The following is a 24,302-nucleotide window of genomic DNA, read 5'->3' on the forward strand; positions in this document are numbered from 1 at the left end:
CGATCGGTACGCATATGCCAGCAGGTGGCGGAAAGCGTACGGCAAACGGGGGATGCGGGGACCTTTGCGATGTGACGTTCCGTCAGCAAAATATTCCGGAAATTCACGCTACGGCGGCATCATGATCGCGTCGGGGTCCGCGCCGCCGGGGCCTGACGGGGCACATCCGGCGGGCCGAACGGCTCCCTCCGGGAGGGGGACCGTACGGTGCGCCGCCACCGGGCGGCACGGGGTGCCGCCGCAGGGGCGGTGGGACGGGCTTCCGGGTGCCCGGAGCCGGGTGCGGCCGGGAGCGGTCAGGCGTGGGCCGGGAAGAAGATCTTGATCTCACGCGCCGCGGACTCGTCGGAGTCGGACGCGTGGATCAGGTTCTCGCGGACGACCACGCCGTAGTCACCGCGGACCGTGCCGGGCGGGGCGACGATCGGGTCGGTCGGGCCGGCCAGGGCACGCAGCCCCTCGACGACCCGCTCGCCCTCGACGATCAGCGCGACCAGCGGGCCGGAGGCCATGAACTCGACCAGCGGCTCGTAGAACGGCTTGCCCTTGTGCTCGCCGTAGTGCTGCTCCAGCGTGTCCGTGTCCAGCGTGCGCAGCTCCAGCGCGGTGATCCGCCAGCCCGCCTTGCGCTCGATGCGGCTGATGATCTCGCCGGTCAGGCCACGGCGGACCGCGTCGGGCTTGAGCAGGACGAGGGTGCGCTGGGTCACGGGAGGACTCCTTCTGGCCGTCGGGTGCGGTGGGACGAGATTACAGGGCGTCGCCCCGTGCCCGTCACGCAGCGTCAGGTGCACCGGAGGCGGACTCGGCCTGCGCCGCGAAGCGGGCCTTCGCCTCGTCGATCCTCCTGCCGTAGTGCACCGACGCCCACCACAGCGCGGCGAACACCACGCCCAGGAAGAACATCGTCGGCACGAACACCCCGGAGACGACCAGCGCCAGCTGGAGGGCCCAGCCGAGGGCGACCCCGCCGGGGCGGGTGATCACCCCGCACAGCGCCAGCGTCAGGAACATCGCGACCCCGCTGACCGTCCACACCGTCGCGGCGGACAGGTCCGGGTCCTTCATCGCGACCAGCGCGGCGAAGGCGATGACGAAGAACTCACCGATCAGCGTCGAGGAGCACAGCGTACGCATGGTGGTGCCTCAGCCTTTCCCGAGCAGCAGGCGGGCCTCGCCCACCGTGATGACCGACCCGGTGACCAGCACGCCCGCGCCCGCGTACTCGCCCTCCTCCTCGGCGAGCGTGATCGCCGCCTCCAGGGCGTCCGGCAGCCGCGGCTCGACCTGGACCCGCTCCTCGCCGAACACCTCGACGGCGACCGCGGCCAGCTCGTCGGCGTCCATCGCGCGATGACTGGAGTTCTGGGTGACCACGACCTCCGCGAAGACCGGCTCGAACGCCTCCAGCAGCCCCCGCACGTCCTTCTCCGCGCTGGCGCCGACGACGCCGATCAGCCGGCTGAAGTCGAAGGCCTCCCCCACCGCCTCGGCCGTCACCTGCGCGCCCGCCGGGTTGTGGGCGGCGTCCAGGACGACGGTCGGGGAACGCCGTACGACCTCCAGACGGCCCGGCGAGGACACCGCGGCGAACGCCTTGCGGACCGTGTCGAGGTCCAGCCGCTCCGCGCGCTGCGCGCCCACGCCGAAGAACGCCTCCACGGCGGCGAGCGCGACGGCCGCGTTGTGCGCCTGGTGCGCGCCGTGCAGCGGGAGGTACATCTCCGGGTACTCGCCGCCGAGTCCGCGCAGGGTCATCAGCTGGCCCCCCACGGCGACCTGGCGGGCGACGACACCGAACTCCAAACCCTCCCGGGCCACCGTCGCGTCCACCTCCACGGCCCTCTTCAGCAGCACCTGCGCCGCGTCCACCGGCTGCTGGGCCAGGATGACGGTCGCGTCCTGCTTGATGACCCCGCCCTTCTCCCGGGCGATCTCCGCGGGCGTCCCGCCGAGGCGGTCGGTGTGGTCCAGGGCGATGGGGGTCACCACGGCCACCCCGGCGTCGATGACGTTCGTCGCGTCCCAGCTGCCGCCCATGCCGACCTCCACGACGGCGACGTCGACCGGGGCGTCCGCGAAGGCGGCGTACGCCATCGCGGTGAGGACCTCGAAGAACGACAGCCGGTACTCCTGCTGCGCGTCCACCATCCCGACGTACGGCTCGATGTCCCGGTACGTCTCGACGAAGCGCTCCGCCGTGACCGGGGTGCCGTCCAGGCTGATGCGCTCGGTGATCGACTGCACGTGCGGCGAGGTGTAGCGGCCGGTGCGCAGCTCGAAGGCGCCGAGCAGGGCCTCGATCATGCGGGCGGTGGAGGTCTTGCCGTTGGTGCCGGTGATGTGGATCGACGGGTACGAGCGCTGGGGGTCGCCGAGGACGTCCATCAGGGCGGCGATACGGGTGACCGAGGGCTCCAGCTTGGTCTCGCCCCAGCGGGTGGCCAGCTCGGCCTCGACCTCGCGCAGCGCCGCCGCGACCTCCGGGTCGGCGGGACGGAGCGCCTCCGGCTCGGGCGCGGGGCCCTGGGTGCGGAGGGTTCGGCTGCCTGCCTCGATGGCGGCGAGGTCGGGGGTCGGGGTCTCCCCTGGTCGAGCGCCGTCGAGAGCTTGGGGAAGCTCGGTCTCGTTGGCGACGATCTCTTCGAAGGGGTCGCTGTCACTCACGCGGCCAGTCTACGGAGCGCACGGCGTGCGGCTTGCGGGGGATTGGGTCGTTGTTCGGCTGACCGGCCGGTGGGGGCTGGTCGCGCAGTTCCCCGCGCCCCTGGGGAGTGCAGCCGACGTCGGCTGGAAGGCTGTCCCCCCTGGCCGCGGGCAGTCGTGCCTCCCCCAAGCTCTTCGAGCAGGGGGGACCCCCAGGGCGGCACGGGTGGGCACGGGCGGCACCTCGCCGGCGCCGAGCAGCGCGACCCACCCCCGGCCCGCACCGACACCCGCGGTGCTCGTGCTTCCGGCAGGCCGGGCAGGGGGTACCCCACCCAAGAGGTACCCCCTGGACACCCCGCCGCTACGCCTGAGGCAGCCGCGTCAGCTGTGTCTCGATGCGGGTGATGTCCTCCCCCGCCTTGGCCAGGCGCGTGCGGATCTTCTCCACGACCGGGTCCGGCGCCTTGGCGAGGAACGCCTCGTTGGAGAGCTTCGCCTCCGCCTGCTGGCGTTCCTTCTGCGCCGCCGCCAGGTCCTTGGCGAGCCGCTTCCGCTCCGCCGCGACGTCGATCGTCCCGGAGAGGTCGAGGGCGACCTCGGCACCCGCGACCGGCAGGGTGGCCGTGGCGGAGAAGCCGTCGCCCTCCGGCTGGAGGCGCAGCAGCTGCCGGATGGCGGCCTCGTGCGGGGCGAGGGCCGTACCGTCCAGGCTGAGGCGGGCCGGAACCCGCTGCCCCGGCTGGAGGCCCTGGTCGGCGCGGAAGCGGCGGACCTCTGTGATGACGGACTGGAGGGTCCCGATCTCCCGCTCGGCGCCGGCGTCACGGAAGCCGCTGTCGGAGGGCCACTCGGCGATGACGACCGACTCGCCGCCCGTGAGGGTGGTCCACAGCGTCTCGGTGACGAACGGGACGATCGGGTGGAGCAGCCGCAGCGTGACGTCGAGGACCTCGCCGAGGACCCGCTTGCTGACCTCGGCCGGCTCGCCGCCCGCCTGGAACGTGGTCTTGGACAGCTCGACGTACCAGTCGAAGACCTCGTCCCACGCGAAGTGGAACAGGGCGTCGGACAGCTTGGCGAACTGGAAGTCGTCGTAGAACGCGTCGACTTCGGCGACGACGGAGTTGAGCCGGGAGAGGATCCAGCGGTCGGTCGCCGACATCCGGGAGGGCTCGGGAAGCGGCCCCTCGATCGTCGCGCCGTTCATCAGCGCGAAGCGCGTCGCGTTCCAGATCTTGTTGGCGAAGTTGCGGGACCCCTGGACCCAGTCCTCGCCGATCGGGACGTCGACGCCCGGGTTGGCGCCGCGCGCGAGGGTGAACCGGAGTGCGTCGGAGCCGTACTTGTCCATCCAGTCGAGCGGGTTGACCGCGTTGCCGAAGGACTTGGACATCTTCTTGCCGAACTGGTCGCGGACCATGCCGTGCAGGGCGATGGTGTGGAACGGCGGGGTGCCGTCCATGGCGTAGAGGCCGAACATCATCATCCGGGCGACCCAGAAGAACAGGATGTCGTAGCCGGTGACCAGGACGGAGTTCGGGTAGAACTTCGCGAGCGACTCGGTCTGCTCGGGCCAGCCGAGGGTGGAGAAGGGCCACAGGCCGGAGGAGAACCAGGTGTCGAGGACGTCGGTGTCCTGCCGCCAGCCCTCGCCGGTGGGGGCCTCGTCGTCGGGGCCGACGCAGACGACCTCGCCGTCGGGGCCGTACCAGACGGGGATGCGGTGGCCCCACCACAGCTGCCGCGAGATGCACCAGTCGTGGAGGTTGTCGACCCAGTCGAAGTACCGCTTCTCCATCTCCTGCGGGTGGATGGCGACCTTGCCGTCGCGGACCGCGTCACCGGCGGCCTTGGCGAGCGGACCGACCTTGACCCACCACTGCATGGACAGCCGCGGCTCGACGGTGGTCTTGCAGCGCGAGCAGTGGCCGACGGAGTGGACGTAGGGCCGCTTCTCGGCGACGATCCGCCCCTCGGCGCGCAGCGCGGCGACGATGGCGGAGCGGGCCTCGAAGCGGTCCAGTCCCTGGAAGGGGCCGTGCGCGGTGATGACGGCGTGCTCGTCCAGGACCGTGATGGACGGCAGGTCGTGGCGCCGGCCGATCTCGAAGTCGTTCGGGTCGTGCGCCGGGGTGACCTTGACGGCGCCGGTGCCGAACTCGGGGTCGACGTGCGTGTCCGCGACGACCGGGATGGAACGGTCGGTCAGCGGGAGCCTGATGAGCTTGCCGACCAGGTGTTGGTAGCGCTCGTCGTCGGGGTGGACGGCGACGGCGGTGTCGCCGAGCATCGTCTCGGCGCGGGTGGTGGCGACGACGATCGTCTCGTCGCCCTCGCCGTAGGTCATGGAGACGAGTTCGCCGTCGTCGTCCTGGTACTCGACCTCGATGTCGGAGATCGCGGTCAGACAGCGCGGGCACCAGTTGATGATGCGCTCGGCGCGGTAGATCAGCTCGTCGTCGTAGAGGCGCTTGAAGATGGTCTGGACGGCCTGGGAGAGGCCCTCGTCCATGGTGAAGCGCTCCCGCGACCAGGCGACGCCGTCGCCGAGGCGGCGCATCTGGCCGCCGATCTGGCCGCCGGACTCGGCCTTCCACTGCCAGACGCGCTCGACGAACGCCTCCCGGCCGAGGTCGTGGCGGGACTTGCCCTCCTTGGCGAGTTCGCGTTCGACGACGTTCTGGGTGGCGATGCCGGCGTGGTCCATGCCGGGCTGCCACAGCGTCTCGAAGCCCTGCATGCGCTTGCGGCGGGTGAGGGCGTCGATGAGCGTGTGCTCGAAGGCGTGCCCGAGGTGCAGGCTGCCCGTGACGTTCGGCGGGGGGATGACGACGGTGAAGGGGGGCTTGTCGCTCTTCGCGTCCGCCTCGAAGTAACCGCGTTCCACCCAGCGCTCGTACAGCGGAGCCTCTACATCGGCCGGCGCGTACTGGGTCGGCAGTTCGGTGGCGGGCGCTGGTGGCTGCTGCTGAGCGTTCTCGGTCACGGGCCCAGTTTAGAGGTGTCACGGGCACGTCCCGAAACGCGTTTCTTTCGTAACGGTGCGGCCCCGGATGCCATGTGCACGCTGTGACTGGGCCAGGATGTCAGTAACACGTAAAGCACCTGGAGGGGGACCCCAGAGATGAGCTACAACCAGCCTGGCCCGTACGGCGGGCCGCCGCAGCAGCCCGGACCGTACGGCCAGCAGGGTCCGTACGGCCAGCAGCCGCCCCAGCCCCCTCAGGCGCCGCAGCCCGGCTACGGCTACCCCCAGCAGGCCCCGCCGCCGCAGCCCCCTCAGCCGGGCTACGGCTATCCGCAGCAGCCCGGCCAGCCCGGCCCCTACGGCCAGCAGCCGCCGCCGTACGGCCAGCCGCCCTACGGCGTGCCGCAGCCGCCCGCGCCGGGCGGTGGCAAGAAGAAGACCGGCCTGGTCATCGGCGCGGTGGCGGTCGTCGCCGCGATCGCGGTGGGCGCGTACTTCGTCATCGGCAACAGCAGCGGGAGCGGCGGCGTCGCCGACGACGGGGCGCACAAGCTGACGGCGCCCGCGACGGTGATCAACGGGACGTACAAGAAGTCGGACAGCGCGGACTCGGCGGACTCGCTGACCGCCGACGACAAGGCCGACTTCGAGAGGTGGGGCGTGAAGAACCCCACGGACGTCAGCGCCGGTTACGCGCTGGGCACCGGGCTCAGCACCAAGAACCTGAACTTCAGCGGTGTCTACGGCACCATCGACGACCCCGAGGCCGTCGTCGACGCGATGTTCGCCAAGGTGAAGTCCGAGTCCGAGAAGGACCAGAGCGGCGACAGCAGCACCGGCAAGCTGCTCGGCAGCCCGGAGAAGGTGTCCCCGGCCGGCTTCTCCAACGGTGTGATGAAGTGCCAGGTGGCGCAGATCACCGACAACAGCTCCACGGGCACCTCGGCCGGTGCCGCGAAGAACATCAAGATGCCGATGTGCATCTGGGGCGACCACAGCACGGTCGCGGTCGTGTCGGCGTTCAGCTACGCCGACCTCGCCACCGGCGGCTCGTCGGTCGACACCACGGCGACCCTGGCGGCGAAGCTGCGCAATGACGTGCGCAAGCCGGTCTGACGGCGCGTCCGGCCGTACGGACGCCAAGGGGCCCCGGTCGATGTGACCGGGGCCCCTTGGCGCAGGTGGGTGGCCGTCAGGCCGACTTCTGCTCGCCCGAGCCGCGGCCGCGGGCGTCCCTGGGGATCAGGGTGGGGTTGACGTTGGAGTGGACGACCTCGGCGGTGATGACCACGCGGGCCACGTCCTTGCGGGACGGGACCTCGTACATCACCGACATCAGGACCTCCTCCATGATGGCGCGCAGACCGCGGGCGCCGGTCTGGCGGAGGATGGCCTGGTCGGCGATGGCCTCCAGCGCGGCACGCTCGAAGTCCAGCTCCACACCGTCGAGTTCGAAGAGCCGCTGGTACTGCTTCATCAGCGCGTTGCGCGGCTCGACGAGAATCTGCAGCAGTGCCTCGCGGTCCAGGTTGTGCACCGAGGTGATCACCGGGAGACGGCCGATGAACTCGGGGATCATGCCGAACTTGACCAGGTCCTCCGGCATGATGTCCTCGAACATGTCCTTGGACTGGAGTTCCCGCTTGGAGCGGATCGTGGCACCGAAGCCGATGCCCTTCGCCCCGGCGCGCGACTCGATGATCTTCTCCAGGCCGGCGAACGCGCCGCCCACGATGAACAGGACGTTCGTGGTGTCGATCTGGATGAACTCCTGGTGGGGGTGCTTGCGTCCGCCCTGCGGCGGCACGGACGCCGTGGTGCCCTCCAGGATCTTCAGCAGCGCCTGCTGCACGCCCTCGCCCGACACGTCGCGGGTGATGGACGGGTTCTCGCTCTTGCGCGCGACCTTGTCGATCTCGTCGATGTAGATGATCCCGGTCTCGGCCTTCTTGACGTCGTAGTCGGCCGCCTGGATCAGCTTCAGCAGGATGTTCTCGACGTCCTCGCCCACATAGCCGGCCTCGGTGAGCGCCGTGGCGTCGGCGATGGCGAACGGCACGTTCAGCATCCGGGCCAGGGTCTGCGCGAGCAGCGTCTTGCCGGAGCCGGTGGGGCCCAGCAGGAGGATGTTGGACTTCGCCAGCTCGATGGCGTCCTCGCGGCCCTGGGCGCCGCCGTTCTCACCGGCCTGGACCCGCTTGTAGTGGTTGTAGACGGCGACGGACAGGGCCTTCTTCGCCGCCTCCTGGCCCACCACGTAGCTCTCGAGGAACTCGTAGATCTCGCGGGGCTTGGGCAGTTCCTCCCAGCGCACCTCGCTGGTCTCGGCGAGTTCCTCCTCGATGATCTCGTTGCAGAGGTCGATGCACTCGTCGCAGATGTACACACCGGGCCCTGCGATGAGCTTCTTGACCTGCTTCTGGCTCTTGCCGCAGAACGAGCACTTGAGCAGATCGCCGCCGTCACCGATGCGTGCCACGGTGTGCTTCCCCTTCGCCTGGGAGCCGCCTGGACGCTACGAGTCCAGCGACTCCTGGTGCTGCCTTATGTCGACGGTACCTTGCCTGGCCCCTCGTACGGGCCCCCCTTGGCACGGTTCACTTCCCGGTGGACCGTGCCGAGGGGCGGCAGATGCTACCTCGCCTCTTGTCGTACGTGCCGCTTCACCCGCCGCGTCGGCCCTGGTATCGGCCACCGCGCCGGCCGCCGAAGCGGCCGCCTGGCGACCGGGTCAGCGGACCGCGGCGTTGTTCATCTTGCGGGTGGAGACGATCTGGTCGATCAGGCCGTACGACAGCGCGTCCTCGGCCGTGAGGATCTTGTCGCGCTCGATGTCCTCGCGGATCTTCTCGATCGGCGTGGTGGAGTGCTTGGCCAGCATCTCCTCCAGCTGCGAGCGCATCCGCAGGATTTCGTTCGCGGCGATCTCCAGGTCGGAGACCTGGCCGCGGCCCGTCTCGCTGTAGGGCTGGTGGATCAGGACGCGGGCGTTGGGCAGCGCCATGCGCTTGCCCGGCGTGCCGGCGGCCAGCAGCACCGCGGCGGCGGAGGCCGCCTGGCCCATGCAGACCGTCTGGATGTCGGGCTTCACGAACTGCATGGTGTCGTAGATCGCGGTCAGCGCCGTGAAGGAGCCGCCGGGGCTGTTGATGTAGACCGAGATGTCCCGGTCGGGGTCCATCGACTCCAGGCACAGCAGCTGCGCCATGACGTCGTTGGCGGAGGCGTCGTCGATCTGCACGCCGAGGAAGATCACGCGCTCCTCGAAGAGCTTCGCGTACGGGTCGTACTCGCGGACGCCCTGGGAGGTGCGCTCCACGAAGCGCGGGATGACGTAACGGGACTCGGCACGGGGGCCGGTGTACTCGGCCGCCGTACGGGCGTAGAGGCCGCTGCCGGGGAAGTCGTTCACGGTGTCTCCTGAAGGGGGCTGGGCTGGGGCGGTGGCTGGGGGCGGAGGGGCGCTGCGGGGCGCTCTGGGGGCCTGGGACTCGCCGGGCGTCTCCCCGGGACCCGCCTGGCTCTTACGGGCGCCTTACGGGGCCTCGGGAGGCTCCTGGGCGCCGCGCAGGGCGCAGGGGGTGCCGTGCGGGACGCCGTCCGGGTCCCGGACGGTCCCGGTACGGCGCCCTTACGCCGCTCCCGTCCCGCCGCCGCCCGGCATGCCCGCCGCCGTGGGGATGACGTCGTCGATGAGGCCGTACTCCTTGGCCTCGAACGCGTCGAACCAGCGGTCGCGGTCCGAGTCGCGGGTGACCTGCTCCACCGACTGGCCGGTGTGCTGCGCGGTGAGCTCGGCCATGCGCTTCTTGGTGTGCAGCAGCCGCTCGGCGTGGATCTTGATGTCCGAGGCCGAGCCCGCCAGGCCCGCGGAGGGCTGGTGGATCAGGATCTCGGCGTTCGGCAGGGCGAAACGCTTGCCCGGGGTGCCCGCGCTCAGCAGGAACTGGCCCATCGAGGCCGCGAGGCCCATGGCGATGGTCACCACGTCGTTCTTGATGAACTGCATGGTGTCGTAGATCGCCATACCGGCCGTGATGGAGCCGCCGGGGCTGTTGATGTAGAGGTAGATGTCCTTGTCCGGGTCCGCGGCAAGGAGCAGCAGCTGTGCGGTGATCTTGTTGGCGATGTCGTCGTCCACCGGCTGGCCGAGGAAGATGATCCGCTCGTTGAGCAGCCGGTTGTAGACCTGGTCGCCGAGGCCGCCACCGATGGAAGGCTCGCCGGCGGCGGAGGGCATCAGATTCGTCACGTATCCACCTGCTCGTCTTACGACGGCGCGACGGGCCGTCTCACGTGTTCTGCCGGGGCGTGGAGCCGTCCGGCGGTTCGGCGACTCCCCTGCCCTCGTATTCATGGACCCTAACGCGCGGGTCCCTTCGGGGAATCCCGCGGACGGGGGTGTTCGCCGGGGGCGTAGCCGCTCCGCTCGGGTTCGGCCGGATCCGGTTCGCCCGGGGGCTGCGCGTGTGCGCTCCGCTCGGGTTCGGCCGGGGGCGGCGCGTGTGGGGTTCGGGCCGGCCGGATCCGGTTCGGGTGGGGCGGCGCGTGTGCGGTTCGGGCCGCGGGCCGGTGGGGGCCGGTCGCGCAGTTCCCCGCGCCCCTGGAGGGGGTGCGCGTCGTGCGTCGGGTGCGGGACGGTGGGGGTTGAGCGCGCGGTTCCCCGCGCCCCTGGAGAGGTGCGTGTCGTGCGTCGGGTGCGGGACGGTGGGGGGTGTCCGTGGTCACTCGGCGGAGCCGCTCGTCGGGACGGCGCCCGCGCTGCTGGGCGGGGCGGGGTGCCTGGTTGTCTCCGGGCGGCCGTGCCGGCCCAGGGGCGCGGGGAACTGCGCGACCCGCCCCCACCGGCCCGCAGCCGAAGCGGCCCGGGAGCCGGCCCGCAGGGCCGGGGGCGGGGACGCGAACGGGGCCCCGGGGTCCACCCCGGGGCCCCGTTCGGGGGACCGGTTACGCCTCGGTCTGCTCCGGCGTCTCCTCGGACTCGGTGGCCTCCGCGACGACCTCCGCCGCCGACTCAGCGGCAGCGACCTCGTCCTCGTCGTCGTCCAGGTCGACGATCTCGCCGTTGGTGTCCTTCACCGTGGCCGCCTCGACCACGACGGCCAGGGCCTTGCCGCGGGCGACCTCGCCGACCAGCAGCGGGACCTGGTTGTTCTGGACGACCGCCTGGGCGAACTGGTCGGGGGACATGCCGGAGGACGCGGCGCGGCGCATGAGGTGCTCGGTGAGCTCCTCCTGGCTGACGTTGAGCTTCTCCCGCTTGACCAGCTCGTCGAGCACGAACTGCGTCTTGATGCCCTTGACCGCCGCTTCCTCGGTCTCGGCGTCGAACTCCTCGGGGGTCTTGCCCTGGATCTCCAGGTACTGCTCGAGGTTCAGGCCCATCTGGCCGAGCTGGTGGTGCTCGAGGTTGTGCTTGCGGGTCTCGATCTCGTCCTTGAGCAGCTTCTCCGGGACGGGGACCTCGACCAGCTCGAGGAGCTTCTCCAGCACCCGCTCCTGGGCCTGGGTGGCCTGGTCGTACTGCTTCATGTTCTCGAGGCGCTTGCGGCTGTCCGCCCTCAGCTCCTCGAGGGTGTCGAACTCGGAGGCGAGCTGCGCGAACTCGTCGTCCAGCTCGGGCAGTTCACGGCTGGCGACCTGGGTGACCTTGACGGTGACCTCGGCCTCGCGGCCGGCCGCCGTACCGCCCTTGAGCTCGGAGGTGAAGGTGGCCTCGCCACCGGCCTCCAGGCCCTTCACGGCGTCGTCGATGCCGTCCAGCAGCTCACCGGAGCCGATGGTGTAGGAGACGCCCTCGGCGACGCCGTCCTCCAGCACCTCGCCGTCGACCTTGGCCTGCAGGTCCACGGTGACGACGTCGCCGTCCTCGGCGGCGCGCTCGACCGGGCTGGTGGACGCGAAGCGCTCACGCAGCTGCTCGACCGACTCGTCGATGTCCTCGTCGCCGACCTGGACGGCGTCGACCTCGACCTCGATGCCGGAGTAGTCCGGGATCTCGATGGCGGGACGGATGTCGACCTCGGCGGTGAAGTTCAGCGTCTCGCCGTCCTTCAGCTCCGTGATGTCGACCTCGGGCTGGCCCAGCGGGTCGAGCTCGGCGTCGTTGACGGCGTCGGTGTAGAACCTCGGGAGCGCGTCGTTGACGGCCTCCTCCAGCACCGCGCCACGACCGAACCGCTGGTCGATGACCCGGGCCGGGACCTTGCCCTTGCGGAAGCCCTTCACCGTGACCTGCTGGTTGATCTTCTTGTACGCCGCGTCGAGGCTGTCCTTGAGCTCCTCGAAGGGCACCTCGACAGTGAGCCGAACCCGAGTCGGGTTCAGGGTCTCCACGGCGCTCTTCACGGTTCGGTCTCCTTGGTGGCTGACTGCTTGGTTTCTGCCGGGGCCAGACAGGCCCGGCGGATTTCGCCTGCCCGGAGGAGTTCGCAGGCCATGACGGACCGGGACACACGAGGCGGGCAGCTTGCATAGTAACCGCAGCCGGTGAGCACACCCAAAGGCGATCACGAGTGCGTGACTCCACGCGGTGGTCGGGGTGGCGGGATTTGAACCCACGGCCTTCCGCTCCCAAAGCGGACGCGCTACCAAGCTGCGCCACACCCCGTCTGGTGCGACACGTAGGGTACATGCCCGCAGGCAGTGCGGCTGCCCCCTTTCGGAAGCGGTTTCGCCCGCGGACCGCCCGGCCGGCCGGGCGCACGGATGCGGAGCGCGGCCGGAGGGCGCCGACCGGGGGCGCGCGGCGGGGCCCGCACTCCGGGGACCCGGTCGCGCTCCGCGACCGGGAGATCCGATTCGGGTGTGCACCGAGGTCGCACGACCCGCTACGATGCCTCGTGTGCCGCGGTCACCGACCCCGGCGCCGTCTGTGCGGGCGTAGCTCAATGGTAGAGCCCTAGTCTTCCAAACTAGCTACGCGGGTTCGATTCCCGTCGCCCGCTCCATACGACGAAGGCCCAGGTGGACGGTAAATTTACCGCCCCTGGGCCTTCGATCATTCCCCGAGCTGTTCAGCCCTCCGTGCCCCCCGCGTGCCCCTTCGACTTCCGCGCCCTTCGCCGACCCTTGTCGACCAGGTCGCTCAGCGCGTCGGCGATCAGCCGGTCACGGTCAGCACTGGCGTGCTGGTAGATCAGCGCGGCACGGGCCGTGCTGTGACCCATGCGCGCCATCAGCTCGCGCGTGCTGGCGCCGGTCGAGGCGGCGAGGGTGTTGCCCGTGTGGCGAAGGTCATGGAAGTGCAGGCCCTTGACCCCGGCGTCCTCGCACGCCTTGTGCCACAGCCGGTTGAAGTGGTTGCGGCGAGGAGTCGCCCCCTTGGCGCCGACGAACACCCGGCCGTCCGCGCCGGATTCCGCATACCGCGTCAGGTGATCGCTGAGGTCCTGAACGATCGCGGACGGGACGGACACCGTGCGCTTGCCCGCCGCGCTCTTGGGCGCCTTGATCTGACGCTGCCCGTTGTTCAGCTCGGCGACCGCCCGCCGGACACGCACGGTGCCACCGTCGAGGTCGATGTCCCGGCGGTGCAGGCCGACGAGTTCACCCCAGCGCAGGCCGAGGAAGCCCGCCATGAGCACCAAGGCCCGGTAGCGTGGCTGGATCGCGTCGGCGAGGTCATACACCTCCTGCACGGTGGCGATAGGCCGTTCGGGGGTGTGCACGGTACTCGCGCCCTTGATCGTGCACGGGTTGCGCCGGATCATCTGGTCTGCCACGGCCGTGCCCAGGACGGCGCGCAGCAGGGCGTACGCCTTGGCCACCGTCGTCGGACCGGTACCGGAGGCGAGCTTGTCCGCCCGCCAGCTACGCACGAGCGGGGGCGAGATCTCCGCGACGTTGACACCCCCGAAGACCGGTTCGAGGTGGTGGCGCAAAAGCGAGCCGTAGAGCTGCCGCGTGGTCGAGGTCAGCTCACGTTCCCGGATCCACGTCGAGGCGTACGACCCGAACGGCACTTTCCCGGCGTCCGGGTCGTGCCAGTCACCGCGCCGCAGCTCGGTCTGTTTGTCGGCCAGCCAGTCATCCGCCTCCCGCTTGGTCCGGAACGTCTCCGGAGCCGGGCGGAGCAGTCCGTCAGGGCCGAGGTAGCGAGCCTGGTAGCGACCGGACGGGAGCTTGCGAACGCGGCCGAACTGCCGGCGCTTCCCTGCCATCAGGCAGCCACCCCCCGCAGCGAGGCACGGCAGCGACGCGGCTGCACCGTGTTGGCCGCGATGTACTCCCGCAGCGCGCTCTCAGGGATACGCACATGCCGCCCGACCTTCACATAGGTGATGCGCCGCTCCTCGATCAGACGCCGCGGGAAGCGCACGGTCGTACCGAGGACTTCGGCCACCTCATCCACGCTCAGATACCGCTCATTCATGATCGTGCTCCCCTTCCTGACGCAGGTCTGCGAGTGCTTCACGTGCTGCCTCGCGGTTGTGTTGGATGTCGCGGCGGATGTTGGCGGCGAGCCAGGATTCGCCGGGGGTGTGGCCATGTCCGGCGTAGGTCCAGTGGGCGAGGGTGAGCGTGGTGGTCTCCGGGTCGTCGGGGTCGGGCAGGCCGAGGGCTTCGCGTTGCTGGGCGGCGCGGTAGTCGGCGCGGGTCTGGCGCAGGGCGCCGAGAGTGGTCGAGTAGCGGCGCGAGCGGGTGCTGAAGTGGCCGCGGAATCCGAGCATGTGGGCCCAGTCGCGCAGCTTGCGGTCCGGGTAGACGGGGTGCAGGTCCAGGCATGCTTCGATCAGCCGGCGGGCGTGGTCGGGCACGCCGAGCAGGAGCAGGGCCTCTTTGTTGCCGATGCGGCGGTCGACGGTGCCGGTGGTCTCGGCGGCTTTGGTGGCGTACTTGGCGACGTAGGAGGCGACGGCCTGTTCGGTGATCTCTTCGCCGTGACCGAAGGCGCCGATGGGCTGCACGTCGAGCTGTGTGCCCCAGCGCAGTTCCCAGCCGTCGACGTAGCCCCATTCCTCGTTGGGGGGCACCTCGACCCGCACCCGGGCGGCGGCAGCCCGGATGGAGTCGGTCAGCAGGTCAAGCGTCGCCCAGGCCGGGGGCGGGTCGTCGGGGCCGCCGGGTCCGTCGAAGCGGATCACGGCGTGGAAGTGGACGGCACCGCGCTTCTGGTACTCGGCGACCTTGCCGAAGGAGACGCGGGACTGTTCCCGGGCGTCCTTCTGGGTGAGCCCGGCCCGCTTGGCGATCTCGCGGCGCAGGTAGATCGTGAAGTAGCGCCACAGGTCGGAGGCGTGGTTGTTCCACAGCACGGCGCCCGCGTAGTCGTACGAGACCGGGTCGAGCGGGGTGCCGAGTTCCGGGGCGTCGTCGGGGTGGCGAGTGCCGCAGCGGCAGGGCCGGGTGCCGGGCCGGTTGTGGACCGGGCCGAACGACGGGGCGGTGAGGGTGGCGAAGACCCGCGGATGCTCGCGGACGGTGGCCGGGACGTCCTTCTTCGGGTCGCCGACAAGGCCCGCACGGATGACGTGGTAGGTGTCCCCGGCGTAGGTCCAGGCGCAGGACGGGCAGCGGGAGGCACGCCGGTTGCCGCAGGCGATGCGGAGGCGTCCGCCGGGTTCGGTGTCGGTGGAGTAGTGGTGCAGCACCGTACCGGTGGCCCGGTCGCGGGTGACGGTGGCGCCCCGGAGGTGGATCGGGTCGGAGCAGCCGCCGGTACGGCGGAGTTGTTCCTGTACGCGGTCGAAGCCGGACGACCCGGCCAGCCTCAACAGGTCCGTGAGGGTGGCCGGGTCGAGGCCCGCCGCGGTGGCGGTGTGGGTCACGCGTCGTCCTCCTGCTGCGGGTGGGCGTCGATCCACGCCTCCGCGCACACCTTGTGGACGGGCTTGCCCCGGTCGGAGCGGAGCGGGGTGGGCTTGTCGCAGAGCACGCACGGCTGGTCGCCGGTGTGGTCGAAGTGCTCCGGGGAGCGCCAGTCGAGGAGGGCCACGGCCGCTACCTCCCGGACCGGACGAGGGAGGTGGGGGCGGTGCGGGTGTGGCCCGTGCCCTTGCAGGCGGGGCAGGCGACGGTAAGGGTCTGGCGGGTGCCGTCCGAGTGGCGGAGGCCGGTGGTGACCATGGCCGAGGCGAAGCCGTCGCAGTCGCGGCAGACGGGCGGGTTCGGGGCGTGCTGGGGCATGATGGGGCTTCCCTTTCGGGTCCGTCGGATCAGGAATGGGTGGGCCCCCGGGGCGGCGGAAGTTTGGCGACCGAGGCCGCTCCGGGGGTTTGTCAGTTGCGCGGCTGCGCGGTGTGCGCGGCGGCGTTGGTGGAGGCGTCGCGGTAGGCGTCCTGGTAGAACGGCAGGCTGCCCGTGGACGGGTGGCCGGGGGTCGTGGTGATCTCCCCGATGCGGTGCGCGAGGCCGTCCGCGCGGTTCTGCTCGTCGGCGGCGAACGCCTCGGACGGCTGGTCGCTGGAGTTCCTGAACAGGCCCATCGTGGGTCTCCCTTCCGGGTCGATTGGTTCTGGACGGGTGGGCCCCCGCAGCGGCGGAAGTTGGCGACCGAGGCCGCTGCGGGGGTCGGTCAGCGTCGGCGGGTGCGGCGGCGCGGGATGGGCGGGACGGAGTTGTAGGAGTCCTGGCCGGCGCGGAAGTCGCTGAGGTCGGTCACGTCGGTGTCGGTGCCGATCTCCCGCATGATCCGGTTCATGGCCTTTGTGTCGCGGTGGCGGCGGGCGATGGCGTAGTCCCGGCCGAGTTCGGTCATGCGCTCGTCACGCTCGGGCTCGGGCGACGGCTTGCGGCTGAAGAGGCCCATGTCAGTGCTTCCTCTCGTGGTTGACCATGGAGCGCAGGACGACCGCGCACACGGCGACCGAGGCGGCGGTGACCGCGACGGCGAGCAGCATGGAGACCAGGACGGCGCCGACGACGAGGACGACACCGGTTCCGCCGGCGACGAGGGCGAGGGTGCTGCCCGGGGTGAGCTGCACCACCGGCCGCGCCGAGGCCGGGACCGGGGCGGGTGCCGAGGAGGCGGGGGCCGGGGTGGCGGACTGCACGGGGACGACCGGTGCCGGGACCCGCGCGGTGGTGTTCGGCACGGTGGGGGTGGGGGCGGTGTCGGTGGGCGGGTATTTCGGGGTGAACACGGTTGGTCTCCCTTCCGGAGATGGCTAGTTGAGGAGGGTGTCGAGGGCGGGGGCGAGGATGCTGTCGGCGATGAGGTAGCCGCCGAGGAGGAGCAGGACGACGAGCCACATCGGGGGGCGGGCGAGCTTGACGCCGAGGTAGCCGACGGCGAGCAGGGCGAGCCAGAGCGGGACGTGCACGGCGGTTGCCTTCCTAGGCGGTGCAGCGGTGGGTGCGGGCGGCGAGTTCGGCGGCGGAACGGTCGTGGTAGTCGGCGGAGAAGCCGCAGCGCGGGGCGGTGCAGGCGGCGGTGTGCTTCTCCCGGCCGCGCCCGTCGTAGTACGTGGCGACCTCCACCGGGCCGATCCGGGCCCGGTCGCGGAAGCGGCGGTAGACGCTCACGGGGTCAGTCCTCCCGGCCGGTGAAGTCGTCGGCGTGGTCGGTGAGCCACCGGTCGATCTCGGGCCCCTCGTCGTCGTCGGCCCGGTTGAAGGCGGCTTCGGCGACGGCGACGGCTTCCACGAGGCGGTGGTTACGGGTCAGTTCCGCCGACCGTTTGAGGGCGGCTTCGATGTGCGGGCGCACGATGTACTTCCTTCCTGGTCAGGCGAGTTGGAGTTGGGCGGTGATGGCGTCGGCCATCGGGGCGGGCAGGCCGAGGCGCTGCGCCAGGGCGGCGGCGGGCATCGGCGAGCCGGTGGACGCCCGGTGCGCGTCGGCGATCTTCCGGGCGTGGTCGAGGAGCGCGGCCGGGACGGCGGACGTGCCAGCCGCGGGCTGCGAGGGCGCGGGCTCCAGTTCCGGCACGACGGCCGGAGAGGGGGCGGGGGCGGGTGTGTCGGTGCGCTGTACGTCGACGGCCGCCACGTCGGGCACGTCAGCCGGCGGTGCGTTGACGGCAGGGGCCGGGTCGGGGGTGGCGGTGGAGTGGACGAGGAGGGTTCCGCCGAGGAAGGCGAGGGCGGGCCAGCCGGCGACGAGGATGCACAGCCAGGCCGGGACGTGGCCGAGGTCGAGGAGTCCGGCGGTGGCGACGTTGGCGCCGAGCGAGGCGCACAGGGCGATCACGAACCAGGTCCAGGCGGCCCCGTCGCGGCGGGCGGTGCGCAGCCGGTGCCAGGCGGCGACGAGCAGCAGGTCAACCGAGACGGGGTAGGCCCAGGCTTTCCACCCGGACTGTCCGGCCGCGGAGGCGAGGTCGTGCAGGTGGGCGAAGGACAGCGCGCCGGCGATGACGGCCTGTACCAGGACGGCGTCCGGGCGGATCGAGCGAGGCATGTGGGGTTCCTCCCTTCGAGGGTCAGGGCGCGGGGGCTTCGCCGGAGCCGAGGCAGTTGAGGCACAGCCCGGCTTGCTGGCCGACGGTGCGACGGTTGCGGCCGACGCGGACGGGTCGGGCGACCTCCCCCGAGCCCTTGCACACCGGGCACTCGTCGGGCGTCGCAGCCGGGGGCGGGAGCGGGGGCGTGGCGGGCTTGCGGGTGGCCACGGCGGTCACTCCGTGACCGGGCGCGGCTTGACCAGGACCGGGCCGGCAGCCGGTGCCACGGTGGGCACGGAGGGGCGGAACGGGTCGAGGAAGGGCAGGTCCGGGACCAGGTGGGCGAAGGTGCGGCAGACGCCGGCCACGTCCTCGCGGGTGACCTGCGGGGTGCGGATCTTCGCCCAGCCGCCCGAGGAGTCCGCCGCAACGGCGGTGCCGGGGCGGTTCATCGGGATCAGACTCGCGACCGCCACCGCGTCCGGAGCCACGTCCGCCAATCCCATCTCGGCGGTCTGTTTGTCGTTGACGCGGTGCACCACCCGGCCCGACAGCTGAGCGCGGAGCATGGTGGCGCCCTTGCCCAGGTCGGAGCCGAAGCGCTGCCCGCAGATCTCCAGATGGATGCCGATGGCACGGGCCATCTGCGCCAGCCGGATCAACGCGGTCACGATCCGCTCGCGGCGTTCCTCGTCCTTCTTGGAGGAGATCAGGAACAGTTCCGCCACCTCGTCGACCAGGACCACGATCGGCACCGGCCGCACATCTTCGGGCAGCTCCCACAGGTCCGAGACACCGTGGCGGCTCAGCAGGTCGAAACGGTCCTCCATCTCCGCGACCAGCACCGTGAGCAGCGAGGCGGCGGTGTCGGGGGTGGTGGCCAGGGCCGAGAGGCGGGGTGCGAAGGCGGACTGTTCCACCCCGCGCTTGCAGTCGACGCCGACCAGGGCGACCGGCAGTCGTGCCAGGCCCTTGATCAGGTTGCGCTGATACATCGACTTGCCCGAGTGGTTGGCGCCCAGGGTCAGCGCCATGGGTGCCTTGCGGTAGTCCCGCTCGAACGCGGTCCCGTCCTCGCGCACCGCGACCGGCACGACCATGTCGTGCGGGCGTGCCTTACGGGGCATCCGCACCCGGCGCAGCACGTCATAGCCGGTCATCCGCAGTTCCACGAAGCCGGGCTTCGTGGCGACCACGGTCACGGAGTGGACGCCCCAGGCGTGGCGCAGGCGCTCGGTCGAGGCGACCACGTCGGCGGGCTCCAGCCCGGCGGGAAGGCGCAGGGTGACCCGCAGTCCGGTCATCGTCCCGCGGATGCGGCGGATCTTCGGCGGCACCGGCAGCACCTCGCGGCGTGCGACGTTACGGGCCATGAACGCCCGCAGACCGGACGGCTGCACCGTCAGCCCGCACACGTCCATCGTGGAGCGGTACGAGTAGGCGAACCGGCCCCAGGTCACCGGCAGTCCGACCATCGCCCAGTACAGGCGAGGCGCCCGCACCTTCGCGAAGGCCGCACCACCCGCGCCGGCGGCGGTTAACGCGCCCGTGGTCTCCAGCAGGGTCGGCAGGTCCGTCATGTCAGACCGCCGGAGTGACAGCGACCGCGGAGAACGAGATGCCGGAGCGCTTCTCGCCCTTGATGACGTTCTCCCAGTCCCGCGCCTTCAGTCCGACGACCCGCACCGGCAGACCCGGGGTCAGCCCCTCCGGGAAGCCATTCTCCGGGATCGAAACCTTCAGGAGGTTGCCCTCCCCCTCGTCCGAGACCAGCAGGCCCACCACGGACATGGCCTGGCCCTCCTGGTTCACGGCCCGCTCACCGGTAGCGAAGTTCTTCACCTTGGGTTCCGGCGCGGTCGCCACGAACACCACAGCAGTCGAAACGTCGACCTTGAACGACGGCATGAGCACATCCCTCACGCTCAGGAGGCCGCTCGGTGCGGCCTCTCTAGACATCTCCATTGGAGCGCACATCTCTAGAGACGTCAAGCGGGATGTATAGAGAGGTTGATCGGGGCGGATTACGGCTACACGCAACGAGCGGACGCCCCACCTGTTGACCTAGGCTGTCTAGAGAAGAAAGGAGGGCTCCGGAATGACCAACACCGACGGCGACCGTCGGCCGAAGTACCAGCGGATCGCGGACTCTCTACGTGAGGCGATCCAGTCAGGCACCTACGGTCCCGGTGATCGGCTTCCCGGAGAGAACGACCTGATCGCGGAGCACGGCGTAGCACGCATGACAGCCCGCCAGGCTCTGAGTGTGCTCAAGGACGAGGGCCTTGCCGAGTCTCGGAAAGGTGCCGGCGTGTTCGTACGGTCCTTCCGCCCGCTGAGACGGCGGGGCATCCAGCGGCTGTCGCAAGAGCAGTGGGGAAACGGTCGGTCCATCTGGTCTGCGGACATCGAGAACCGCACGCTTGTGGTCGACCAAGTGACCGTGTCGGAGGAGACAGCGCCCGAGCACGTCGGGCGGGTTCTAGAGCTGGGAGACGGTGACACCGTGTGTGTACGCCGCCGAAGGTTCGTCTTGGACAAGAAGCCCGTTCTGCTCGCGACGAGCTACCTCCCCACGTCGGTGGTCGCGGGATCAGCGATCACCCAAGAGGACACGGGGCCAGGCGGAACGTACGCCCGCCTTGCCGACCTCGGCTACAAGCCCGTGCACTTCCGCGAAGAGATCCGCTCACGCATGCCTACGAGGGAGGACGCGGCGCAGTTGAGCATCTCCGCAGGCACCCCCGTGATCCTCATTTGCCGAACCGCATTCGCGGACGACGGCCGCCCCGTGGAGATCAACGAAATGACGCTCGACGCCGCCTCCTACATCCTGGAGTACGACTTCGACGCGTGAGCCGACGCGCGTTGTTACAGGTTTCTCTACCTCATCAAGTGCCCGCGCGATGCGCGGGCCGGCCCCCTGGGCTCGGCCCCTCTGCGCCTTCGGCGCCGGGGCCAGCCCTGGGGCCGTAGCGCACACGGCACATGAGTCGATCACCACACAGCGCGGCCCACGGTCAGGACAATGCCTCCGGCGGGGGATCGGCCGGCACCGGGATGGAGGGGACGCCGTCGCCGACCGCGGGTCCGTAAGTGGCGTGCGTGGAGGCTCCCATCCCGTCCGCCATCGCCCCAGGCAGAGCCGAGCAGACGCGGCCCAGGGCGTCAAGGTCGTTCGTACAGTGGCGCGCTCCACCTTGACGCCCTGAACCACGCCCGCTCCACATGCGTGTGGGTCGACGGCGGACGGGATGGGAGCCGAGGTGAGTGGTGGGCTAGGGGCCAGCCCGTAGGCGCCACGCCCCGTGGACGCTTTCCGGCCAACCTTGGCGGGTACGAGGTGGCTACACGTTGACTACACCGTGTAGATACACGTTGACCTCGTAGCCAGCTCCGACGCCAAAACGCCTCACAACTCCAAAATAGCCTTAGGCCAAGCGCCTAGTTGCCGGAAGTCGGCGGTGGCGCGGTCAGCCGCATGCAGGGCTAGGAGCTGCACTGTTACGGTCGCTAGCGCACGGACGGGAGCAGCAGCTCAAGACCCAGCAGAACAGCGGCAGTTGCCTGATGGTGACTGATAGGATCCGCCCACCAAGCACGCCAAAGGCCCGCGTGATGATGTGTCTTGGCGGACGCATCACGCGGGTCTATCGACATAAGGAGTAGATCGTGCCCAAGCGCGACCACCCTCGGCCCCAACCCCATGGCGTACGCAATGAAATATCGGCCGTACGGAATAGTACACCCGAGGCAATCGCCGAGCCAGTCTCGCGCAGTCGCCAGACGGCAGAGCTGATCACGGCTCTCGCCAGCCTCATCACCGCGTTGACCGGTCTGGCGGCGCTGCTGCTGTACCGAGCCTAGCCACTGGAGGGCGCGTGCCCCCGGCGTGCCCGCACGAGCAGCACCGAGCGGGGAGCAACGGGGAACCATGGCGAACAGCGCCGAAACGCGCAGGTCAGCGTATGGGCAGGTCAGGCCCGGTCCGCATACGCGATCTTCCAAACTAGCTACGCGGGTTCGATTCCCGTCGCCCGCTCCACATGGCTCAGGGCCAGGCCGGAGGGGTTCTTCCCGGCCTGGCCCTGAGTTTTGATCCGCACGTCATGTGTCGGCGCGGTGGAGCTTGATGTTCTTGTTGACGAAGAGCTGGACGTAGCCGCACCGCCAGCAGATCAGGCCGGTGGCGTTCTCGTCGGCCCAGGCCAGCTTCATGAACTCCATGGTCGTGCTGTTGAGCAGGACGCCCCGGTCCCGGAACAGGTCCCCCTTGCAGACCTGGCAGGTGAGCCAGACATCCCCCAGTGCCGCCCGTACCGGCTTCGCCATCGCGTCAACGCCCCCTCGTTCCCCGTTCGGCGGACCGAGCCTACGGGACGGCGGGAGCGGCCGGGCCGCGTTCGGCGTACGGAAGTGATCGCGCGACGTCAGAAGCTGATCGAGTTGATCGTCTGGGCTATCGAGTCGAGGAAGCGCTGGATCGAGGGGGCCATACCGGTCGAGGCGAGGAAGAAGCCGAAGAGGATGGCCACGACGGCCGGTCCCGCCTTGATGCTCCCACCTCTGATCAACACCACGAGGATGATCGCCAACAGCAGCACCACAGACAGTGAAATGGCCACAACTGATCACACCTTCGTTCGGTCCGCTCTCCCGCCCGGAGGCGCAATCCCGCGCACCCCCGCCAGAACCATCGTGCCACCAACCCGGCCACCGTATGCGGCCGGTGACGCATCGTTCGTCACCCGGTCGGCCGCGCCCGCCTCCCGCACATCAATTCGACCCTTCAACCGAACTGTTTCCGCAGGTAATTGACGGGCCCCTTCCGCCCGGCGCACACCCCATTCACAGCTCATTCAAATGACCGGGGCGGGAGCGCCACCCAGGGACCGCAACACCCCGAAAAATGCTGACCAAACATGACATAAGGTGTCTCTGGCGACTCGTCATGTGCCCATCATCACGTGGCCGCCAGGTGCACGATCTGAAAATACGGGGGTATCCGCACGCCTATACCCAGGAAAAGAACGGCAGTTTCCCGAATTCCACAGACAACGCTAGGGTGCCTGAGATGTTCGAGCCTGATACGCCCCCCGTTCAGCACCGAAGGTCCCTCCCACCGGCAGAGCCACCGAGCGGCGCGACGCCCGCCGCACGTGTCACGCCGGGCGCTTCGCGCAGCGGGGACAGACCGCAGGGGGACCCGGTCAAGGCACGTGACGCGTTCTTCGACAACGCCAAGTACCTGGCGATCCTGCTGGTGGCGATGGGGCACTCCTGGGAGCCCCTGAAGGACGACAACCGTCTGCTCCAGAGCCTCTACCTCGTCGTCTACACCTTCCACATGCCGGCGTTCATCATCATCTCCGGCTATTTCTCCCGCAGTTTCGACATGCGGCCCGACCGTCTCAAGCGCCTGGTCACCGGCGTCGTCGTGCCCTACATCGTCTTCGAGACCGCGTACCCGCTCTTCAAGCGGTTCGTCGGTGACGCCCCGGACCAGACGATCAGCCTGCTCGATCCCTGGTACCTGACCTGGTTCCTGTGCGCCCTGTTCATCTGGCGCCTGACCGCGCCGCTCTGGAAACTGGTGCGCGCCCCCCTGCCGCTGGCCCTCGCCATCGCGATGATCGCGTCGGCCACCCCCGAGATCGGCAACGACCTCGACCTCCAGCGGGTGCTGCAGTTCCTGCCGTTCTTCGTACTCGGTCTGTCCCTCAAGGCCGAGCACTTCCACCGGGTACGCGGCCGCGCCACCAGGATCCTCGCGGTGCCGGTGTTCGCCGCCGCCGTGGCCGTCGGCTGGTGGCTGGCGCCGGGCGTGGACCAGGCGTGGACCTACCGGCGCGGCTCCGCGCAGGAACTCGGCGCGCCGTGGTGGGCGGGGCCGGTCGTGACGCTCGCGCTGTTCGGCTGCGCGCTGCTGCTGACCGCCTGCTTCTACGCCTGGGTACCGCGCCGCACGATGTGGTTCACCGCGCTCGGCACGGGCACGCTGTACGCCTATCTGCTGCACGGGTTCCTCATCAAGGGCGGTATCTACGGGCACTGGTTCGACCACCCCTGGCTGCACGGGGCGCTCGGCGTGGTGTTCGTCAGCGCCCTCGCCGCCACCGTGGCCACGCTGCTGTGCACGCGGCCCGTGCGGCGGATGTTCCGCTGCGTGACGGAACCGGAGATGGCCTGGGCCTTCACACCGGACCCGGCCGAACTCGCCCGTGACCGCGAGCAGAAGCGGGAGCGCGAACAGGCGCACGAACGGGGGCGGCAGCGGGAGCGGGAGCAGGCTCAGGGTCGGGCTCAGGACGGGGAGCGGTCCCGCGAGCGCGCGGCGGTCGGCTCCTGACGCCTGGTTC

Annotated in this window: 28 protein-coding genes and 2 tRNA genes; 4 read left to right on the forward strand and 26 right to left on the reverse strand. The window is 70.2% G+C overall.

The genetic code is table 11. The annotated features are described in order from the left end of the window. Positions 1–296: 296 nt before the first annotated feature. The 4 genes from ndk to ABZ862_RS10860 form a co-directional block, all read right to left on the reverse strand. Positions 297–710, reverse strand: coding sequence for a nucleoside-diphosphate kinase (gene ndk, locus ABZ862_RS10845; protein ID WP_360955621.1), 414 nt, complete (start codon positions 708–710; stop codon positions 297–299). Positions 711–774: 64 nt separating this feature from the next. Further along, complete coding sequence (locus ABZ862_RS10850) at positions 775–1,137, reverse strand: DUF4233 domain-containing protein (protein WP_360955623.1); 363 nt, start codon at positions 1,135–1,137, stop codon at positions 775–777. A 9-nt stretch (positions 1,138–1,146) separates the two neighbouring features. Next, entirely contained in the window at positions 1,147–2,667 is a 1,521-nt protein-coding gene (locus ABZ862_RS10855; RefSeq protein ID WP_360955625.1) for a folylpolyglutamate synthase/dihydrofolate synthase family protein, read from the reverse strand. Positions 2,668–3,010: 343 nt separating this feature from the next. After that, a complete protein-coding gene (locus ABZ862_RS10860) occupies positions 3,011–5,635 on the reverse strand; it encodes a valine--tRNA ligase (RefSeq protein WP_360955627.1) in 2,625 nt (874 codons plus the stop codon). A 138-nt stretch (positions 5,636–5,773) separates the two neighbouring features. Between ABZ862_RS10860 and ABZ862_RS10865 the strand changes: the two genes are divergently transcribed. Then, complete coding sequence (locus ABZ862_RS10865; RefSeq protein WP_360955629.1) at positions 5,774–6,733, forward strand: hypothetical protein; 960 nt, start codon at positions 5,774–5,776, stop codon at positions 6,731–6,733. 76 nt (positions 6,734–6,809) lie between these two features. On the opposite strand, the gene clpX is transcribed toward ABZ862_RS10865, so the two are convergent. From clpX to ABZ862_RS10890, 5 genes are all read right to left on the reverse strand, one after another. Next, positions 6,810–8,096: an ATP-dependent Clp protease ATP-binding subunit ClpX gene (gene clpX, locus ABZ862_RS10870; protein WP_360955631.1), complete on the reverse strand. Its 1,287-nt coding sequence runs from the start codon at positions 8,094–8,096 to the stop codon at positions 6,810–6,812. A 252-nt stretch (positions 8,097–8,348) separates the two neighbouring features. Next, positions 8,349–9,029 (reverse strand): ATP-dependent Clp protease proteolytic subunit, encoded by a 681-nt coding sequence (locus tag ABZ862_RS10875; RefSeq protein ID WP_360955633.1) that lies wholly within the window; start codon positions 9,027–9,029, stop codon positions 8,349–8,351. Between the two features lie 219 nt (positions 9,030–9,248). Next, positions 9,249–9,857 carry an ATP-dependent Clp protease proteolytic subunit gene (locus ABZ862_RS10880; protein ID WP_360956079.1) on the reverse strand — a complete coding sequence of 203 codons (609 nt, stop codon included), beginning with the start codon at positions 9,855–9,857 and terminating at the stop codon, positions 9,249–9,251. A gap of 707 nt (positions 9,858–10,564) precedes the next feature. Then, entirely contained in the window at positions 10,565–11,965 is a 1,401-nt protein-coding gene (tig, locus tag ABZ862_RS10885; protein WP_360955635.1) for a trigger factor, read from the reverse strand. A 185-nt stretch (positions 11,966–12,150) separates the two neighbouring features. Further along, positions 12,151–12,227 (reverse strand) — tRNA-Pro (locus ABZ862_RS10890). Between the two features lie 266 nt (positions 12,228–12,493). Between ABZ862_RS10890 and ABZ862_RS10895 the strand changes: the two genes are divergently transcribed. Beyond that, positions 12,494–12,567 (forward strand) — tRNA-Gly (locus ABZ862_RS10895). A gap of 66 nt (positions 12,568–12,633) precedes the next feature. Here the strand turns inward: ABZ862_RS10895 and ABZ862_RS10900 are convergent. From ABZ862_RS10900 to ABZ862_RS10970, 15 genes are all read right to left on the reverse strand, one after another. Next, the gene (locus tag ABZ862_RS10900; RefSeq protein ID WP_360955637.1) at positions 12,634–13,779 is read right to left on the reverse strand and encodes a site-specific integrase; all 1,146 of its coding nucleotides are present in this window, start codon (positions 13,777–13,779) and stop codon (positions 12,634–12,636) included. Continuing rightward, positions 13,779–13,991: a helix-turn-helix domain-containing protein gene (locus ABZ862_RS10905; RefSeq protein WP_360955639.1), complete on the reverse strand. Its 213-nt coding sequence runs from the start codon at positions 13,989–13,991 to the stop codon at positions 13,779–13,781. The genes ABZ862_RS10900 and ABZ862_RS10905 overlap by 1 nt, the downstream gene beginning before the upstream one ends. Further along, complete coding sequence (gene repSA, locus ABZ862_RS10910; RefSeq protein ID WP_360955641.1) at positions 13,984–15,387, reverse strand: replication initiator protein RepSA; 1,404 nt, start codon at positions 15,385–15,387, stop codon at positions 13,984–13,986. Before repSA ends, ABZ862_RS10905 begins: the two co-directional genes overlap by 8 nt. Next, entirely contained in the window at positions 15,384–15,554 is a 171-nt protein-coding gene (locus ABZ862_RS10915; protein WP_360955643.1) for a hypothetical protein, read from the reverse strand. Before ABZ862_RS10915 ends, repSA begins: the two co-directional genes overlap by 4 nt. A gap of 5 nt (positions 15,555–15,559) precedes the next feature. After that, the gene (locus tag ABZ862_RS10920; protein ID WP_360955645.1) at positions 15,560–15,745 is read right to left on the reverse strand and encodes a hypothetical protein; all 186 of its coding nucleotides are present in this window, start codon (positions 15,743–15,745) and stop codon (positions 15,560–15,562) included. Positions 15,746–15,837: 92 nt separating this feature from the next. After that, positions 15,838–16,044, reverse strand: coding sequence for a hypothetical protein (locus tag ABZ862_RS10925; RefSeq protein ID WP_360955647.1), 207 nt, complete (start codon positions 16,042–16,044; stop codon positions 15,838–15,840). An 89-nt stretch (positions 16,045–16,133) separates the two neighbouring features. Continuing rightward, positions 16,134–16,367: a hypothetical protein gene (locus ABZ862_RS10930; RefSeq protein ID WP_360955649.1), complete on the reverse strand. Its 234-nt coding sequence runs from the start codon at positions 16,365–16,367 to the stop codon at positions 16,134–16,136. A gap of 1 nt (position 16,368) precedes the next feature. Then, positions 16,369–16,701 carry a SpdD protein gene (locus tag ABZ862_RS10935; protein WP_360955651.1) on the reverse strand — a complete coding sequence of 111 codons (333 nt, stop codon included), beginning with the start codon at positions 16,699–16,701 and terminating at the stop codon, positions 16,369–16,371. Between the two features lie 24 nt (positions 16,702–16,725). After that, positions 16,726–16,881 carry a hypothetical protein gene (locus ABZ862_RS10940; protein ID WP_360955653.1) on the reverse strand — a complete coding sequence of 52 codons (156 nt, stop codon included), beginning with the start codon at positions 16,879–16,881 and terminating at the stop codon, positions 16,726–16,728. A 13-nt stretch (positions 16,882–16,894) separates the two neighbouring features. After that, complete coding sequence (locus ABZ862_RS10945; protein WP_360955655.1) at positions 16,895–17,083, reverse strand: mobile element transfer protein; 189 nt, start codon at positions 17,081–17,083, stop codon at positions 16,895–16,897. Positions 17,084–17,087: 4 nt separating this feature from the next. Continuing rightward, positions 17,088–17,267: a hypothetical protein gene (locus ABZ862_RS10950; protein ID WP_360955657.1), complete on the reverse strand. Its 180-nt coding sequence runs from the start codon at positions 17,265–17,267 to the stop codon at positions 17,088–17,090. An 18-nt stretch (positions 17,268–17,285) separates the two neighbouring features. Continuing rightward, entirely contained in the window at positions 17,286–17,960 is a 675-nt protein-coding gene (locus ABZ862_RS10955) for a DUF2637 domain-containing protein (protein WP_360955659.1), read from the reverse strand. 22 nt (positions 17,961–17,982) lie between these two features. Beyond that, entirely contained in the window at positions 17,983–18,171 is a 189-nt protein-coding gene (locus ABZ862_RS10960) for a hypothetical protein (protein ID WP_360955661.1), read from the reverse strand. A gap of 5 nt (positions 18,172–18,176) precedes the next feature. After that, the gene (locus tag ABZ862_RS10965) at positions 18,177–19,523 is read right to left on the reverse strand and encodes an FtsK/SpoIIIE domain-containing protein (RefSeq protein WP_360955663.1); all 1,347 of its coding nucleotides are present in this window, start codon (positions 19,521–19,523) and stop codon (positions 18,177–18,179) included. 1 nt (position 19,524) lies between these two features. Continuing rightward, positions 19,525–19,851 (reverse strand): hypothetical protein, encoded by a 327-nt coding sequence (locus ABZ862_RS10970; protein WP_360955665.1) that lies wholly within the window; start codon positions 19,849–19,851, stop codon positions 19,525–19,527. A 190-nt stretch (positions 19,852–20,041) separates the two neighbouring features. Here ABZ862_RS10970 and ABZ862_RS10975 point away from each other — a divergent pair, with 190 nt between their 5' ends. Further along, positions 20,042–20,800 (forward strand): GntR family transcriptional regulator, encoded by a 759-nt coding sequence (locus ABZ862_RS10975; RefSeq protein WP_360955667.1) that lies wholly within the window; start codon positions 20,042–20,044, stop codon positions 20,798–20,800. A gap of 1,250 nt (positions 20,801–22,050) precedes the next feature. Here the strand turns inward: ABZ862_RS10975 and ABZ862_RS10980 are convergent. Both ABZ862_RS10980 and ABZ862_RS10985 read right to left on the reverse strand, forming a co-directional pair. Then, positions 22,051–22,275: a hypothetical protein gene (locus ABZ862_RS10980; protein WP_360955669.1), complete on the reverse strand. Its 225-nt coding sequence runs from the start codon at positions 22,273–22,275 to the stop codon at positions 22,051–22,053. A gap of 98 nt (positions 22,276–22,373) precedes the next feature. Next, positions 22,374–22,568 (reverse strand): hypothetical protein, encoded by a 195-nt coding sequence (locus tag ABZ862_RS10985; RefSeq protein ID WP_360955671.1) that lies wholly within the window; start codon positions 22,566–22,568, stop codon positions 22,374–22,376. Positions 22,569–23,017: 449 nt separating this feature from the next. Here ABZ862_RS10985 and ABZ862_RS10990 point away from each other — a divergent pair, with 449 nt between their 5' ends. Next, positions 23,018–24,292, forward strand: a complete 1,275-nt coding sequence (locus tag ABZ862_RS10990) for an acyltransferase family protein (RefSeq protein WP_360955673.1) — start codon at positions 23,018–23,020, stop codon at positions 24,290–24,292. Positions 24,293–24,302 lie beyond the last annotated feature (10 nt).

The sequence above is a fragment of the Streptomyces sp. NPDC047000 genome, from assembly GCF_040644295.1.
Lineage (GTDB): Bacteria > Actinomycetota > Actinomycetes > Streptomycetales > Streptomycetaceae > Streptomyces.

Excerpts from the sequence above, each read along its gene's own strand:
- ABZ862_RS10850 (WP_360955623.1), bottom strand. The coding sequence starts at position 1,137 with ATGCGTACGCTGTGCTCCTCGACGCTGATCGGTGAGTTCTTCGTCATC.
- ABZ862_RS10865 (WP_360955629.1), top strand. The coding sequence starts at position 5,774 with ATGAGCTACAACCAGCCTGGCCCGTACGGCGGGCCGCCGCAGCAGCCC.
- ABZ862_RS10880 (WP_360956079.1), bottom strand. The coding sequence starts at position 9,857 with ATGCCCTCCGCCGCCGGCGAGCCTTCCATCGGTGGCGGCCTCGGCGAC.
- ABZ862_RS10900 (WP_360955637.1), bottom strand. The coding sequence starts at position 13,779 with ATGGCAGGGAAGCGCCGGCAGTTCGGCCGCGTTCGCAAGCTCCCGTCC.
- ABZ862_RS10905 (WP_360955639.1), bottom strand. The coding sequence starts at position 13,991 with ATGAATGAGCGGTATCTGAGCGTGGATGAGGTGGCCGAAGTCCTCGGT.
- ABZ862_RS10920 (WP_360955645.1), bottom strand. The coding sequence starts at position 15,745 with ATGCCCCAGCACGCCCCGAACCCGCCCGTCTGCCGCGACTGCGACGGC.
- ABZ862_RS10925 (WP_360955647.1), bottom strand. The coding sequence starts at position 16,044 with ATGGGCCTGTTCAGGAACTCCAGCGACCAGCCGTCCGAGGCGTTCGCC.
- ABZ862_RS10930 (WP_360955649.1), bottom strand. The coding sequence starts at position 16,367 with ATGGGCCTCTTCAGCCGCAAGCCGTCGCCCGAGCCCGAGCGTGACGAG.
- ABZ862_RS10955 (WP_360955659.1), bottom strand. The coding sequence starts at position 17,960 with ATGCCTCGCTCGATCCGCCCGGACGCCGTCCTGGTACAGGCCGTCATC.
- ABZ862_RS10965 (WP_360955663.1), bottom strand. The coding sequence starts at position 19,523 with ATGACGGACCTGCCGACCCTGCTGGAGACCACGGGCGCGTTAACCGCC.
- ABZ862_RS10970 (WP_360955665.1), bottom strand. The coding sequence starts at position 19,851 with ATGCCGTCGTTCAAGGTCGACGTTTCGACTGCTGTGGTGTTCGTGGCG.
- ABZ862_RS10975 (WP_360955667.1), top strand. The coding sequence starts at position 20,042 with ATGACCAACACCGACGGCGACCGTCGGCCGAAGTACCAGCGGATCGCG.
- ABZ862_RS10980 (WP_360955669.1), bottom strand. The coding sequence starts at position 22,275 with ATGGCGAAGCCGGTACGGGCGGCACTGGGGGATGTCTGGCTCACCTGC.
- ABZ862_RS10990 (WP_360955673.1), top strand. The coding sequence starts at position 23,018 with ATGTTCGAGCCTGATACGCCCCCCGTTCAGCACCGAAGGTCCCTCCCA.